Genomic DNA, 15,602 nt, shown 5'->3' with positions numbered 1-15,602 from the left:
AATATGGACCTTAAAAAAGGAGATATGCTATGAGTAAGAACGTTCAAGTAAAACAATTAGAAACTGATATATTAATTATTGGAGGAGGTACTGCTGGGTGCTATGCGGCCTTAACCATACGTGAAAATTCTAATGCATCCGTACTTATACTTGAAAAAGCTAATATTAAGAGAAGTGGGTGCTTAGCAGCCGGAGTAAATGCAATCAATGCATACATAGTTAAAGGAAGAAAGCCTGAAGACTATGTGGATTACGCTAAAAAAGATGCAGATAATATTGTGCGTGAAGATCTACTTCTTACAATGTCACAAGGTTTAAATAAGGTAACAAAAAAGTTAGAGGATTTAGGGCTTGTTATCTTAAAAGATGAAAATGGCGAATATGTGGCTAGAGGAAATAGAAATATAAAAATTAACGGTGAAAACATTAAACCTATTTTAGCAGATGCAGTGCAGCAACTAAACGATGTTACTGTTATGAATCAAGTTAATGTTATTGATTATATTGTAAAAGATAATCAGATACTTGGCGCTTTTGCAGTTGGTGTAGAAGAAGAAATTCTATATGAAATTAAAGCAAAAAAAGTAATATGCGCAACTGGTGGAGCAGCAGGTCTTTATAAACCTAACAATCCAGGCTTTTCAAGACATAAAATGTGGTATCCTCCTTTCAACACTGGTGCAGGGTATGCTATGGGAATAGAAGCAGGGGCTGAAATGACTACTTTTGAAATGAGATTTATTGCTTTGAGATGTAAAGACACGATTGCACCAACGGGTACAATTGCTCAAGGTGTAGGCGCAAAGCAGGTAAATTCAAAAGGAGAAGTTTATGAAACAAAATATGGTCTAACTACATCAGAAAGAGTTTATGGAACAGTAAAGGAAAATCAAGAAGGAAGAGGGCCTTGCTATTTAAGAACGGAAGGTATTACTTCTGCTCAAGATGAAGAATTAAAGAAAGCATATTTAAACATGGCTCCTAGTCAAACTTTAAAATGGATAGAATCAGGAAAAAATCCAAGTGAGCAAAATGTAGAAATTGAAGGAACAGAACCATACATAGTAGGTGGACATACTGCTAGTGGATATTGGGTTGATACCAAAAGAGAAACTACAATAAAAGGTCTTTATGCAGCAGGTGATGTAGCTGGTGGATGCCCACAAAAATATGTTACAGGAGCACTAGTAGAAGGTGAGATTGCAGCAAAGGCAGCAGTTGAAGCAATAAATAATAGTGATAAAGATGTTGTTACTTTATCAACAACTGAAGAAGATTTACTTATAAAGAAAAAGAAATCAGAAGTTGAAAAAGTGCTAAACTCTGAAAATCAGATATTCAATTTTGAACAACTTGAAGAAGCAATGCAGAAGGTAATGGATACTTATGCAGGCGGAATTGGAAGTAGTTATCAGTTCAATGAAAAGCAACTTGAACTTGCAATGGAGAAAATTGAGCAAATTGAGAAATTGAGTGAAAATCTTTATGCAGAAGATATGCATGAATTGATGTTTGTATATGAGTTAAAAGAGAGACTTACTCTTTGTAAATCTGTAATTGCCCATTTAAAAGCGAGAAAAGAAACTAGATGGCACAGCTTTGCAGAAAACCTTGATTATCCAGAGAAAAGCGATGAATGGTTAAAATATGTTAATTCGAAGCTTATAGATGGCAAACTTAAAATGTTATATAGAGATTTAGTGGGAAGAGGTGAAACATATGAGCATAGCAATTAATAAAAATAAATGCATAGGATGCAAAAGATGTTTAGCTGTGTGTCCAGGAAGTCTTATAAAATCAACTGAAGATGGCAAGAAAGTATATATAAAATATCCTAAAGATTGTTGGGGATGCTCTTCTTGCATAAAAGAATGCCCTACAGGTTCCATTTCATTATATCTAGGAGCAGATATGGGTGGAAGAGGAAGCAAACTTACAGTTAAATTTAAAGATGATATTGCAGATTGGAAGATTGAAGAAACTGATGGAACAGAGCATTCTATCGAAATAAACCGTAAAGATTCAAATCAATATTAGAATCAATTCACAATGCACAATTATCAATGCACAATTAAGGAGGAAAAGCCTATAGGCTTTTCAGAAAAAATATACACATATGAAAAAAGCAGCTATGCTGCAATCAAGATCATTTATATGAAAAAAGCAGCTATGCTGCAACCAAGATCAATTATATAAAAAAAGCAGCTATGCTGCAACCAAGATCATTCATATAAAAAAAACAGCTATGCTGCAAATAAAAACACTTCACTTAGAAAAAGCCCAAAGCGTAATAAAGAACATTTGAATAAATTACGAAGTAATTTATTCCACAATTGTGCATTGCGAACTGTGAATTGTGAATTGAAAAGTATATTTAAAAATTTAAATTAGCAAATAGGGGGACTAATATATGAGCGAATTATCACATCTTGATAAATTAGAAGCAGAAGCAATTTATATTATTAGAGAAGTAGCAGCAGAATGTGAAAAGCCAGTAATGCTATATTCAATTGGTAAAGACAGTTCAGTTATGTTACATCTTGCAATGAAAGCATTTTATCCTGAAAAGCCACCATTTCCTTTCATGCATATAGATACAACATGGAAGTTTAAAGAAATGATCGAATTTCGTGATAAGACAGCAGAAAAATTAGGAATTGAGATGATTGTCCATTCAAATGAAGAAGGTATAAAGCAAGGGATTAATCCTTTTGATCACGGATCAGCATATACTGATATCATGAAGACACAAGCTTTAAAACAAGGATTAAGTAAATATGGATTTACAGCAGCCTTTGGTGGAGGACGTCGTGATGAAGAAAAATCTCGTGCAAAGGAAAGAATTTTCTCTTTTAGAAATGAAGCGCAAGCATGGGATCCTAAAAATCAAAGACCAGAAATGTGGAAGCTTTATAACACTAAAATAAATAAAGGTGAAAGTATGAGAGTTTTTCCAATTTCAAATTGGACTGAAAATGATATATGGCAATATATAAAGCGTGAAAATATTGATATAGTTCCTTTATATTTTGCAAAAGAAAGACCATGCATTGAACGTGATGGCAATATAATTATGGTAGATGACGATAGATTAAAACTATTACCAGGTGAGAAAGTTGAACATAAGAAAATAAGATTCAGAACACTTGGATGTTATCCATTAACAGGTGGTTTTGAATCAGATGCAGTTACTTTGGATGCTATTATTGAGGAAACCCTTAGTGCCGTATCATCTGAAAGAACAACTAGAGTTATTGATAGTGAAGCAGCAGGTAGTATGGAAAGAAGAAAGAGAGAGGGGTATTTCTAAGATGAAGAGCTTATTAAAGTTTATAACATGTGGTAGTGTAGATGACGGAAAATCTACTCTTATTGGACATATTTTATATGATTCAAAGCTTTTATATGCAGACCAAGAAAAAGCTTTAGAATTAGATAGCAAAGTTGGAAGTAGAGGCGGAGCAATAGACTATTCTCTATTATTAGATGGTTTAATGGCGGAACGTGAGCAAGGAATTACAATAGACGTTGCATATCGTTATTTTACAACTGATAATAGAAGTTTTATAGTAGCAGATACTCCAGGACATGAAGAATATACTAGAAACATGGCAGTAGGTGCATCCTTTGCAGAGCTTGCTATTATATTAATAGATGCAAAGCAAGGGGTACTTGTTCAAACAAGAAGACATGCAAGAATTTGTTCCTTAATGGGTGTAAAGAATTTTGTATTTGCAGTTAATAAGATTGATTTAGTAGGCTACAGTCAAGAAAGATTTCTAGAAATTGAAGAGCAAATTAAAGAATTAGTAAATGAACTTTCATTAGAAAATGTTCATATAATTCCTGTATCAGCTACGGAAGGGGATAACGTTACTAAGAAGTCAGAAAATACTCCATGGTATGCAGGGGAAGCACTTTTACCATATCTAGAAAATGTAGAGATTGATAGTAAATCCGAAGAAGGTTTCTATATGCCTGTTCAAAGAGTATGTAGACCAAATCATACTTTTAGAGGGTTCCAAGGGGAAATTGAAGCTGGAAGCATTTCTGTAGGAGATGAAATTACAACACTTCCTAGTAATGAAAAAGCATTAGTAAAAAGTATTCATATTACCGATAAGGAATCGCAAAGTGCTGGAAAAGGTCAATCTGTTACAATACAGCTTAATAAAGAAGTTGATGTATCAAGAGGCTGTGTACTTACAAAAGAAACTGATATTACTACAAGTAAGTTAATTAGTGCAAAGATTCTTTGGATGGATGATTCGGAATTAACGGCTGGTAAAGAGTATTTTGTAAAAGTAGGTACTAAGATGCTGACTGGTGTTGTTACAGATGTAAAATATAAAATTGATGTCAACACAGGAGAGCATTTACCAACTGGTTATTTAACAAAAAATGAAATAGCGGCATGTGATATTCTATTATCTGAAAAGATAGTTGTTGATAAGTTTGATGCACATAAAACATTAGGAGAACTTATTTTAATAGATCGTGTTACTAATATGACATCAGCTTGTGGTGTTATAGAAGATGTTCATAATAATGATACTAAAAATGCAAAATTTGCTTTTGAGTATAATGAATTAAAAGCAAGAGGAGATATTTTTGAAGAATTCTATTATGATACAGAAACTTTATCTATATTCAAATATAAACCAGAAGAAAAGACTTATACTGTAGGCGATGAGCTTCCAATAGAAGGTGATAGCTACAAATATCCAGATAACTTTGATTTACTAGTTCTTCGTGACTCAATAGTAATTGAAATACGTGATAAGAAAATTACAGATATTAAATCTATTGTCGATTATAAATATCAAGAAGTTCCAGTTATTAATGGCAGAGGATTTGAAGTTAAGGTAAATTCTAATGAAGAAGTTGTAAAATTCTTGAATGAATATAAAGAAGCTAACGAGAAAACTCTAGGAGATTTCTTAAATAGATGGGTTAGATTTGAAACTTATAGAAGAGTAGTTTTTCATAGTACTAAATAGAAAATGTATAAAGGTGTTGTCTTAAATACAGAATATAAAAAATAAATCAAAGAAGCCTTAAAAATGATTGGTAAATTATTTTTGAGGCTTCTTTTACTAACGTTTATTATTAATAAATGCAATTACTAGATTTTAAATTCGAAGTTATATAATGTATTATTATGTTATAATATAAGGAAAAATATACTATATTTATATTTGTTTTATTGAAAAAGGAATTATTTGATGATAAAGTTTAATGTAGGTAGATAGGGGTGATTAATTTTATGAAACATAAAATATTATTGTTTAATTGTAAACCTGGCATGATTTTGGCTGAGGATATAATATGTAATGGTTTAAAATTAGCGTCTAAGAATACAATACTCAATTCATATATAATAGATAAATTGATTAGTCTTGGAGAATATAGTGCTCATATCTATGTTTCGGGAGAAAACAATAGCTTGGGCAAAAGTAATATGGATAAAATTAAAGAATTTGAAGAGGATTATGATGCAAGTATATTCAATATTAAAGAATTAATAAGAGGATTGATTACAACAAATAAAATGAATTCTGAGAGTATTTCTAAAATATCTAAATCGATAATAAAGTATTTAGATGAGCCTAACATCATAATTAAGTGTTTAGTTGCGTTAAACAAAGCAGATGAGTATACTTATACGCATTGTATAAATGTAGCAATATATTCAATGCTTATAGCAAAATGGATGAATTTATCTTCAGGCACAGTTAAAGAAATTATTGAATCAGGACTTCTTCATGATATCGGCAAGATTAAAATAGATAATGAAATATTGAACAAGCCAGGTCAGCTAACAAGAGAAGAATTTGATGAAATTAAGAAACATACTATTTTAGGATATGATATAATAAATGATTATGATTATTTTAGTAGAAGTATAAAAGATGCAATACTTATGCACCATGAAAGAATTGATGGATCTGGATATCCGTTTGGAAAGTTAGGAATAGATATTACATTAAACGCAAAAATTGTTGCAGCAGCAGATACATTTGATGCAATGATATCAAATAGAGTATACAAGAAAGGCGTAACTCCACTTAAAATATTTCAAATGTTTTTGACTGAAGGAGTAAAATTGTATGATACTTCAGTTATTTTTACACTCTTAGAAAATATAAGCCCATATTATATAGGAATGAAGGCAAGGCTTGAGGATGGTAGGATAGGTGAAATTATGTATATACCTCCAAATGATATACTAAGTCCTATTGTAAAAATTAATGATGAACTTATTGATTTTTCAAGAAGAAAAGACTTGGATATAAGTGATATATTTGTATAACAGTTAGTAATATAGGAATGCGGAAATTTAAAACTTAAAAAAATGCTGTGTGTATATGTCGAATCGTAATTCCATTTTTGGAAATAATATAGATAATAAAATTAGAATATTAGTATATCTAGATGAAAACTTTTATTAATGCAAAAAAAGCAAATATAATATAAGTTGACAATTATATAGAGTATTTTTCGCCAAACATAGACTCGAAGTAGATTTTAAGCTACTTTGAGTCTATTTTTTTGTATAAATTTATAGAAAGGGCAAAATAAAATTTTAATATAAAAAGATTATTTGATTATATAATTTGATAAAAATTATTAGATGATAATACCAATTAATGCAATATATTATTATATTAAACAATATAATATCATTATTGACAAATAAGACCAAAAATTATAATATAAAATTAATAGAAATTAATATTTTTTTATAGTAAAGATAATAAAGTATTGTTTTTTAAAAATATATATAAAATTAAATTATAAAAAGTAAAAAATATAAAGAAATTTGTGCGTGGAGGAGTGGATGCGAAAAGGATTCTTGGAATCTATAATTAATGGAGCTAGAGGATTCATTATAAAACCATATAAAGAAGATTACTTAGTTGATACTTTAAAAAATTATAGTGAATTTTACTAGAATGTTTGTGGAGGAAGATTATATGAATGATTTATTGGATATTCAACATATTGCTTTTGAATTAGCAAGTGAGAAGTATGCTCTTAAGATTAGTGATGTTTATGAAATTATTAGGCTGCAGCAAATATCTCCAACACATAATAGTAAATTCTTTCTGGAAGGCGTTATTAATTTAAGTGGAAAGGTAATTCCGGTAGTTAATTTACATAAAAGGTTTAAACTAATAGAATGCGCTAGAACTAAAGAAACTAGAATAATAGTGGTAAAAAGTAGAGAAGAGATGATTGGTATAATTGTGGACAAGGTTGACTCAGTTATACAATTCAATGATATCCAACCAACGCCAAAAGTTGTTGCAGGTATTGATGGGGAGTACTTTGAAGGAATAGGAATTACGGGGAATGGAGTAATAAGTTTATTGAAGATAGATGTAGTTCTTCATGATTAGGGGGAGGTGTGAAATGTCTAATATATATGAAATGCCTGAAATGGTAAGTGCATTTTTGGATGAAGTGGAAGAGCAGATACAACTTTTAGAACAAGGAATTTTAGAATTAGAAAAGAAAGATGAAGTTAGTAAAGTTATACAAGATATTTTTAGGGTAGCACATACATTAAAAGGATCCTCTTCAGCTATGGGGTATGAAAAGATGAAAACTCTTACTCATGAAATGGAAAATGTACTTGATAAAATTAGGAATAATTTTATGGAAGTAACGGAGCCAATAATTAACGTTTTGTTTGAATGTACTGACTGCTTAACTTTATTAAAAAGAGATTTTATAGAATATAAGAATGATACGGAAGTGAACATTGATGATATCATAGGAAAACTTAGATGTATTCAAAGTATTGACGTGGACAAAACTGAAGGCAATCAATTTATTGGAGTAAAAAGTGAAATTAGTCATGAAGGTGACAATGAGAGGATAGTATTTGAGCTAGATGATGAGAAAAGACATACAATAGAAAATGAAAAGCTAAATGGGTGCTCTTGTGTTGTTTGTGAGATTAAGCTCTCAGAGGATAGTCTTATGAAAGCAACAAGAGCTTTTCTTATACTTAATTCGCTAAATGATATGGGAGAGGTTATAGGATCTAGTCCCAATGTATTAGAACTATTGGATGAAGATGAAAATATTAATACTATAAATTATTTATTAATTTCTGAATTAGGAGCAAAAGAACTTGAGTTAAGAATTAAGCATGAATTAATGGATATTGATGATGTTAGTGTGTTTGATTATGAATTTACGAAATTAGATAAAGAAAAGGTAGTCACTCAGGATAAAAAAAATGTAGCTAATATAAAAAGAGAAATGGCAATGGAAAAAAATGATGAGATAAGCAGTGAAAAAAAAGTTTCACAAGACATAAGAAATGAAAAAAAATTATCACAAACCATTAGAGTCGATATAGAACGTCTTGAACATATGATGAATTTAGTTGGAGAGATGGTTATTGAACAAACTAGAATTGCTCAAGTAAGTAACAATTTACATAATAAATATATAGCTGATGATTCAGTAGAAGATTTAATTGGAATATCAAGTCGTGTATCAAGAGTAGTTAGCGAACTTCAAGAAAGCATAATGAAAGCTCGTATGGTGCCAGTGCAACAGCTATTTAGTAGATTCCCGAGGCTGGTAAGAGATCTTGCTAATTCATTAGAAAAAGAGGTGGAGTTGGTTCTAGAGGGTGGAGAGACAGAAATGGACAGAACTATAATTGAAGATATTACTGATCCTTTGATTCATCTTGTAAGAAATTCCCTAGACCATGGAATAGAAAAACCTAGTACTCGTATAGGCAAAGATAAGCCTTCAAAAGGATCTTTGAAAATAAAGGCATTTCACCAAGAAAACCATGTAATTGTGACAATTGAAGATGATGGTGCTGGCTTAAATTTAGAAAAGATAAAGCAATCAGCAATTAAGAAAGAAGTAATTTCAGCCCAAGAGGCAGAAGCATTATCAGAACAAGAGATAATAAATCTTATTTTTCAAACGGGGCTGTCAACAGCTAATAATGTAAGTGACGTTTCAGGCAGAGGCGTAGGAATGGACATTGTTAGAAATCATATAGATAAACTAAATGGAATTATTGATGTAGAAACAAAAGAAGGAGAAGGTAGTAAATTTACGATTAAATTACCACTAACTCTTGCAATACTCGCAGGATTACTGGTGAAAATTCATAATGAAACTTATGCGTTACCGATGAGCAATATAATTGAGATTGTGAGAAAGCCTAAAGATGAGATTGAATATGTAAAAAATCAATCTGTTGTTGTTATTAGAGATAAAGTTCATCCTCTAGTATGGCTTCATGATTATTTTAAATTGCCGAGGGAAAATAAAAAGAAAAATGTATTCATTGTAGTTTTAGGTATCGCAGAAAAAAGATTCGGTATTGTAGTTGATGAATTAGTTGGAAATCAAGAAATAGTAGTTAAACCCTTAGGCTCTTACATAGGAAAAATTGAGGGGATATCAGGTGCAACAATACTTGGTGATGGAAGTGTTGCTCATATATTTGATGTAGTAGGAATATCGAGAATGATTAGTAGCAAAAACATAAAAGAAAATAATAATTTTAATAGCAGTGAAATTTAATAAGCAAAAGATCAGAAAGTGTGGAGGCGTATATAAATGGGTAGTTTTAAAAGAAATATTGGAATTAAGCTTATAGGAGGTTTAAGAAGGGTAGATAATGCAGTTTTTGCATCTAAAAAGCTTGATGAGAAATTAAAAGAATTATCAAATATAAATGAACAAGTTACAAAAGGAACAATTGATCAATCAGAAGCTGTGAAGTCAGTAAATTCTCTCACAAGTGAAATGGCTAAATCTATAAATGGAGTTGTGATAAATGCAGAGCAATTAACGAATGTCGCTCAAAAGTCGCAAAGCTCACTTGAGGAAATAGCTGTATCATCAAAACAGGTTGCAGGTAATAGCGAAAGTGTATCAGGTTCAATTGAAGAAATATCAAATTCAATTGAGGAAATGGGTAAATCAATTAAAGTGGTCGCAGGAAATGCGGAAGAAATGACTGGATCAGCTAAGGATGTTTCAGAATCAATACAAGAAATGGTGGCATCAATTCAGCAAGTAGCAGGGAATGGAGAGAGCGCATCAAAATCAGTAGAAGAAATTTCTTTTTCAGTAGAGCAAATGGGGAAATCAGTTAAAGGAGTAGCTGGAAATGCAGAAAGTTTAACTTCTTCAGCAAAAGATGTGACTGTATCAATTCAAGAAGTAGTAGCATCAATTCAGCAAGTAGCAGGAAATAGTGAAAGCACAGCAAGTTCAGTAGAACAAATATCGGCATCTATTGAGGAAATGGGAAAATCAATACAAGGTGTTGCAAAAAATGCAGAGGGATTGAAGGATACTGCTGAAAATGCAGAAGCATCGGTGCAATCAATTGTAGTATCAATTGAAGAAGTGGCAAAAAATAGTGAAAGTACAGCAAGTTCAGTTGAAGAAATATCATCATCAATTGAAGAAATGGGTGTATCAATAAAAGGAGTAGCTACTAATACAGAAAGTTTAAAAGTTTCAACAGATGAATCAGCAGCGGCTATACAAGAAATGGTAGCATCAATACAGCAAGTAGCAGGAAATAGTGAGAGCACAGCAAGCTCAGTTGAACAAATATCGTCATCAGTAGAACAAATGGGTAAATCAGTTAGGGGAGTAGCAGGAAATGCTGAAAGTTTAAGAGGCTCTGCAAATGAAGCGGCGGCTGCGGTACAAGAGGTAGTAGTATCTATTCAGCAAGTAGCAGGAAATAGTGAGAGTACTACAAGATCAGTAGAAGAAATATCTGCGTCTATAGAAGAAATGGGAAAATCTATTCAAGGAGTAGCTGGTAATGCTGAAGAACTGCAAAAAGCTTCAAATGAAACTTATAAGACGGTTGAGGACATGGCGGCATCAATAAGTCAAGTGGCTCAAAATGCTCAAAATGTAAATTCATTAAGTGATGTAGTGAAATCAGATGTTAAGGATGGACAAACAGCTGTAGCTAATACATTAGTCGCTATAGGTGAAATATCTGAGGTTATCCACAAGGCAGAAAGTGTAATAACTAACTTAGGAAAGAGTTCTGATAAAATTGGAAGCATTATAGATGTAATAGATGATATAGCAGATCAAACAAATTTACTTGCTTTAAATGCTGCAATTGAAGCTGCAAGAGCAGGAGAACACGGAAAAGGATTTGCGGTAGTAGCTGATGAAGTGAGGAAACTAGCTGAGAGAACTGCTACAGCTACAAAGGAAATATCTGAACTTATAAAAGGAATCCAGGGAGAAACTACCAATGCAATTAAGGCGATAGAAGTTGGAACTGAGAAAGTTGAATATGGATCAAGATTAAGTAATGAAGTTGGCACTGTAATAGAAAAAATAGTTGGTGGAATAGAAAATGTGACTAATGAAATCAAAGAAATAACTTTGGCAACTGACAGTCAAAATAAAGGAAGCAGAGAAATACTCGAATCTATGAGAAATGTTACTAATCAAGCATCTATGGTTACACAAGCTACAAGGGAACAAGCTATAAGTGTAGAAAATGTAATAAAAGGTGTAGCAAATGCAAGAGAACAAGTAGTGCAAATTAATATAGCAATGAATGAACAATCTAAACAAGGACAAAATATTGTTGGAGCTGTCGAAAATGTAACAAATCAAGCCGATGAAGTTGCAATAGCAGTAAAAGAACAAGTTATTGGCATAGATGAAATAATAAAAGGTGTCGAAAATTCAAGAGAACAAGTAAGACAAATAACAGTAGCGGTAAAAGAACAAGCAAGTCAAGGGGGAAATATTAGTAAAGCCATAAATAACGTTGTTAATCAAACAAATGAGGTTACAATAGCAGTAAAGGAACAAGCTGCTGGTGTAGAGGAAGTAATAAAAGGTGTTGTAAATGCTAAGGAACAAGTAAGGCAAATAACAGTAGCAGTGAAAGAACAGGCAAAACAAGGAAAAAATATCGCTTTGTCTATAGAAAATGTTGTTAATCAAACAAATGAGGTCGCAGTAGCAGTAAAAGAGCAAGCAGCGGGAATTGATGAAGTAATAAAAGGTGTGGCGAATGCAAGAGAGCAGGTAAGACAAATTACAGTAGCAGTAAAAGAACAAGCAAAACAGGGACAAGATATTGTTGGATCTGTCGAAAATGTAACAAATCAAGCAGCGCAGGTGACTATGGCTGTTAAAGAACAAGCAAATGGAGTAGAGGAAGTAATTAAAGGCGTTGTAAATGCAAGAGAACAAGTAAGACAAGTAACGCTTGCGGTAAAAGAACAAGCAAAACAAGGTGGAGATATTGTAGCAGCGGTACAAAATGTAACAAATCAAGCAGTTCAAATAGCTGTAGTAACTAATGAACAAACAATAGGCGTAGAAGAAATAGTTAAAGGAATAGTAAATGCAAGAGAGCAAGTAAGACAAATTACTGTGGCGGTAAAAGAACAAGCAAAGCAAGGGGAAAATATTGTTGCTTCTGTAGAAAATGTAACTAATCAGGCAGCACTGGTAACTACGGCTGTTAAAGAACAAGCCAGTGGAGTAGATGAAATTATTCAAGGGGTAGTGAATGCAAGAGAACAAGTTAAGCAGATAACTGATGCCATGATAGCACAGACGATACAAGGAAAATCAATGACTAAGCTAGTAGCAGAGGTTACAAGTCAAACTGCAGAGGTAACACAAGCTATGAAAGAGCAAGCAGCTGGGGTTGGCGAAATAGTAAAAGGTATAGAAAATGCCAGAGAACAAGTAAGACAAATAACAGTAGCAGTGAAAGAACAAGCAAAACAAGGGAAAGACATTGTAGTTTCTGTAGAAAACGTAGCAGAACAGTCGGAGCAAGTAACAAGAGCAGTGAAAGAACAAGCTATAGGAGTTGAAGAAGTAGTTAAGGGAATAACTAATTCTAGAGAGCAAGTAAGACAAATAGCTGTAGCAGTAAAAGAGCAGGCAAAACAAGGAAAGAATATTGTAAATTCAGCAGAAAATGTTACAAAAGTGGCACAACAAGTTACTGAGGTATCTAAAGAGCAGGCATCAGGAGTAGAAAATATTATAAAAGGTGTAAGATGTTCTAGGGAAGATATGAAGCAGATAACTTGGGCCATGAATGAACAAACAAAATCTACTGATAGAATCACAGATAACTTTAAGAATGTTACGGAACAAGCAAATGAAGTAACAATAGCTACTAAGGTACAGGCAAGAGAAGTTGAAGAGCTTAGAAAACATATTGAAGATATAAATAATGTAGTTAACTTAAATGTAAGGGATGTTCAAAAAACTTCAAGTATTACTAGAGAACTTTCTGAGTATACATTAGAAATAAAAAAATCATTAGAGGAGTTAGTTGAATAACTAGATAATAAATTCTATATGAGTATATAAGTTGCTACGGGAAAATTATATTAAGGCTAATTATTAGAATTTTGTAATTCTAAATTTAAAAATATTTAGAGCAACTTATATATTAAAGGAATAAATTGTGGTTTTAAATATAAGGAGGAAATTTTAAATTATGAGTATTATGGCATTAGAACAATTGGCGAGTTATATATATGAATTCTGTGGCATTGACTACTCCAAAAATCTTCCTTCACTTGAAAGTAAGATAACCTATAGAATTAAAGAACTTGGACTTAGTGTTTGGGAATATTGCGGATACGTTAAAATAGAAGAAAAAGAAAGAGATACATTAATTGAACTAATAACAGTAAATGAAACTTATTTCTTTAGAGAAGAAAATTTATTAAGAGAATTGCAAACTAATGTTTTCCCTAAATTTGAAGACTATTCAAAGGAAAAAACTTTTAGAATCTGGTGTGCAGCTTGTTCAAGTGGGGAAGAACCCTATACATTAGCAATGTTAATAAAAGAAACAATGCTTTTTCAAAATGGTTCTGTTGAAATAATAGCCTCGGATATTAATAAAAAAGTATTAGATAAAGCTGAAAATGGGGTATACAGTAGTAAATCTTTGTCCTTTAGGAAGATGCCTTATGGAATGTTAGATAAATATTTTGATAAAATTGAAGATGACTACAAGGTTAAGGATGAAATAAGAAAACTTGTAAAGTTTAAGAATTTAAATATGTTTGATAAAAATATCGAACAAGAAGTTGGAAGAGTTGATATAATACTCTGCAGGAATGTTTTGATATATTTTGATACAGAATTTACTAAAAAAGCTGCTCTTTCGTTTTACAATATTCTTAATGAAACAGGATATTTATTTTTAGGCCATGCAGAAACAGTTACTAATGTCAATCCAGGCTTTGATACTGTTTATACTCCATCGATCTTTTATTATAAGAAGGGAGAGAAAGCATGATGAAACAATATGGTGTTTTAGTTGTAGATGATTCCTCCTTTATGAGGAGATGTATAAGCCTTATTATAGAAAGAGATCCTCAATTTTTTATAATAGGAATCGCTAGAAATGGATTGGACGCAATAGAAAAGATACAAAGATTAAAACCTGATATAGTAACATTGGATGTAGAAATGCCAGAAATGGATGGAATAAGTGCCCTAAAAGAAATTATGAAAACTTGCCCTGTACCAGTTGTGATGCTGAGTAATCATACGGAAGATGGTACTAGGACAGCACTAAAGGCTTTAGAGCTCGGAGCAATCGATATTTTCTTAAAAGGTTCATTAGTAGGGGAGAACATAAAAGAGGAAACAATAAATGATTTTCTTAGTAAACTAAAAGTAATTGCAGGCAGTAGTAAGGTACAAAAGAATAAAGAAGATAGTAATGCAGATTTAGAAAATATTAAATATGATAAACAGCAGATTAATTGTGGTGAAAAACTCATGAAGAGGGAGCTGCTTATTATTGGGTGCTCAACAGGAGGACCATCCGCACTTCAATCAATATTGCCAAGATTTCCAAAGGATTTATGCAGGCCAGTTATTGTAATCCAGCATATGCCACCAGGATTTACTGGACCGCTAGCTGAAAGATTTGATACCATATGTAATCTACATGTTAAAGAAGTAGAGAATGGAGATATACTTGAACGAGGAAAAATATATATAGCACCAGCGGGATTTCAAACACTATTAGAAAAAAGCCAGGATAATAGCATAGTTTTTAAAGTTGAGGATATGAAAAATGTAGACAGCCTATACAAGCCATCAATTAATGTTACTTTAAATTCGGCAGCGCCTATTTTTAAAGATAAGCTAGTCTCTGTAATTTTAACGGGAATGGGTAATGACGGGTTAGCAGGCTGTCAGAATGTAAAAAATAATAATGGATATGTTATAGTTGAGGCAGAAGAATCCTGTATAGTTTATGGCATGCCTAAAGTAGTGTTTGAAGCAGGTCTTGCAGATAGTCAGGTAGCACTAAGCGACATGTTTGAGACAATAATGTTAAACTTATAAATTTAGTTTAGATACATGAAAATAAATATCAAGTCCAATGTTGTCATGAATATTTTTCATTAGATACGGAGAGAAATTGACCTTATAGCGTGCATATTAGGTCAAATTACCGACGAATGATGATGGAAAATAGGTTGGTAAATGGACTTGTTATTTTTTGAATGTGAGTTACTTATTTAATGAAGTAACTTATAGCTTAATATAGAATT

Annotated in this window: 10 protein-coding genes; all 10 read left to right on the top strand. The window is 32.0% G+C overall.

Annotated elements, in window-relative coordinates:
* Positions 1-29 precede the first annotated feature (29 nt).
* The 10 genes from KEC93_RS20980 (at position 30) to KEC93_RS20935 (ending at position 15,393) form a co-directional block, all read left to right on the top strand.
* Positions 30-1,736: an adenylyl-sulfate reductase subunit alpha gene (locus tag KEC93_RS20980; protein WP_077869774.1), complete on the top strand. Its 1,707-nt coding sequence runs from the start codon at positions 30-32 to the stop codon at positions 1,734-1,736.
* Positions 1,720-2,037 (top strand): 4Fe-4S dicluster domain-containing protein, encoded by a 318-nt coding sequence (locus tag KEC93_RS20975; protein WP_077869775.1) that lies wholly within the window; start codon positions 1,720-1,722, stop codon positions 2,035-2,037. The genes KEC93_RS20980 and KEC93_RS20975 overlap by 17 nt, the downstream gene beginning before the upstream one ends.
* Positions 2,038-2,410: 373 nt before the next feature.
* Positions 2,411-3,310, top strand: a complete 900-nt coding sequence (cysD, locus tag KEC93_RS20970) for a sulfate adenylyltransferase subunit CysD (protein ID WP_023973163.1) — start codon at positions 2,411-2,413, stop codon at positions 3,308-3,310.
* 1 nt (position 3,311) lies between these two features.
* Complete coding sequence (locus KEC93_RS20965) at positions 3,312-5,000, top strand: sulfate adenylyltransferase subunit CysN (protein WP_077869776.1); 1,689 nt, start codon at positions 3,312-3,314, stop codon at positions 4,998-5,000.
* A 266-nt stretch (positions 5,001-5,266) separates the two neighbouring features.
* The gene (locus KEC93_RS20960; protein WP_039769480.1) at positions 5,267-6,313 is read left to right on the top strand and encodes an HD-GYP domain-containing protein; all 1,047 of its coding nucleotides are present in this window, start codon (positions 5,267-5,269) and stop codon (positions 6,311-6,313) included.
* Positions 6,314-6,977: 664 nt separating this feature from the next.
* Positions 6,978-7,403 (top strand): chemotaxis protein CheW, encoded by a 426-nt coding sequence (locus tag KEC93_RS20955; protein ID WP_172462687.1) that lies wholly within the window; start codon positions 6,978-6,980, stop codon positions 7,401-7,403.
* Between the two features lie 13 nt (positions 7,404-7,416).
* Positions 7,417-9,570, top strand: a complete 2,154-nt coding sequence (locus KEC93_RS20950) for a chemotaxis protein CheA (protein WP_077869485.1) — start codon at positions 7,417-7,419, stop codon at positions 9,568-9,570.
* A 36-nt stretch (positions 9,571-9,606) separates the two neighbouring features.
* Positions 9,607-13,356, top strand: coding sequence for a methyl-accepting chemotaxis protein (locus KEC93_RS20945; protein ID WP_077869486.1), 3,750 nt, complete (start codon positions 9,607-9,609; stop codon positions 13,354-13,356).
* A 160-nt stretch (positions 13,357-13,516) separates the two neighbouring features.
* The gene (locus KEC93_RS20940) at positions 13,517-14,329 is read left to right on the top strand and encodes a CheR family methyltransferase (RefSeq protein WP_077869487.1); all 813 of its coding nucleotides are present in this window, start codon (positions 13,517-13,519) and stop codon (positions 14,327-14,329) included.
* Entirely contained in the window at positions 14,326-15,393 is a 1,068-nt protein-coding gene (locus KEC93_RS20935; RefSeq protein ID WP_238892974.1) for a protein-glutamate methylesterase/protein-glutamine glutaminase, read from the top strand. Before KEC93_RS20940 ends, KEC93_RS20935 begins: the two co-directional genes overlap by 4 nt.
* The last annotated feature ends 209 nt before the right edge of the window (positions 15,394-15,602 follow it).

The sequence above is a fragment of the Clostridium beijerinckii genome, assembly GCF_018223745.1.
GTDB lineage: Bacteria > Bacillota > Clostridia > Clostridiales > Clostridiaceae > Clostridium > Clostridium beijerinckii.
The sequence above is the reverse complement of the archived record's forward strand: the minus strand, read 5'-3'. Positions and strand labels throughout refer to the sequence as shown.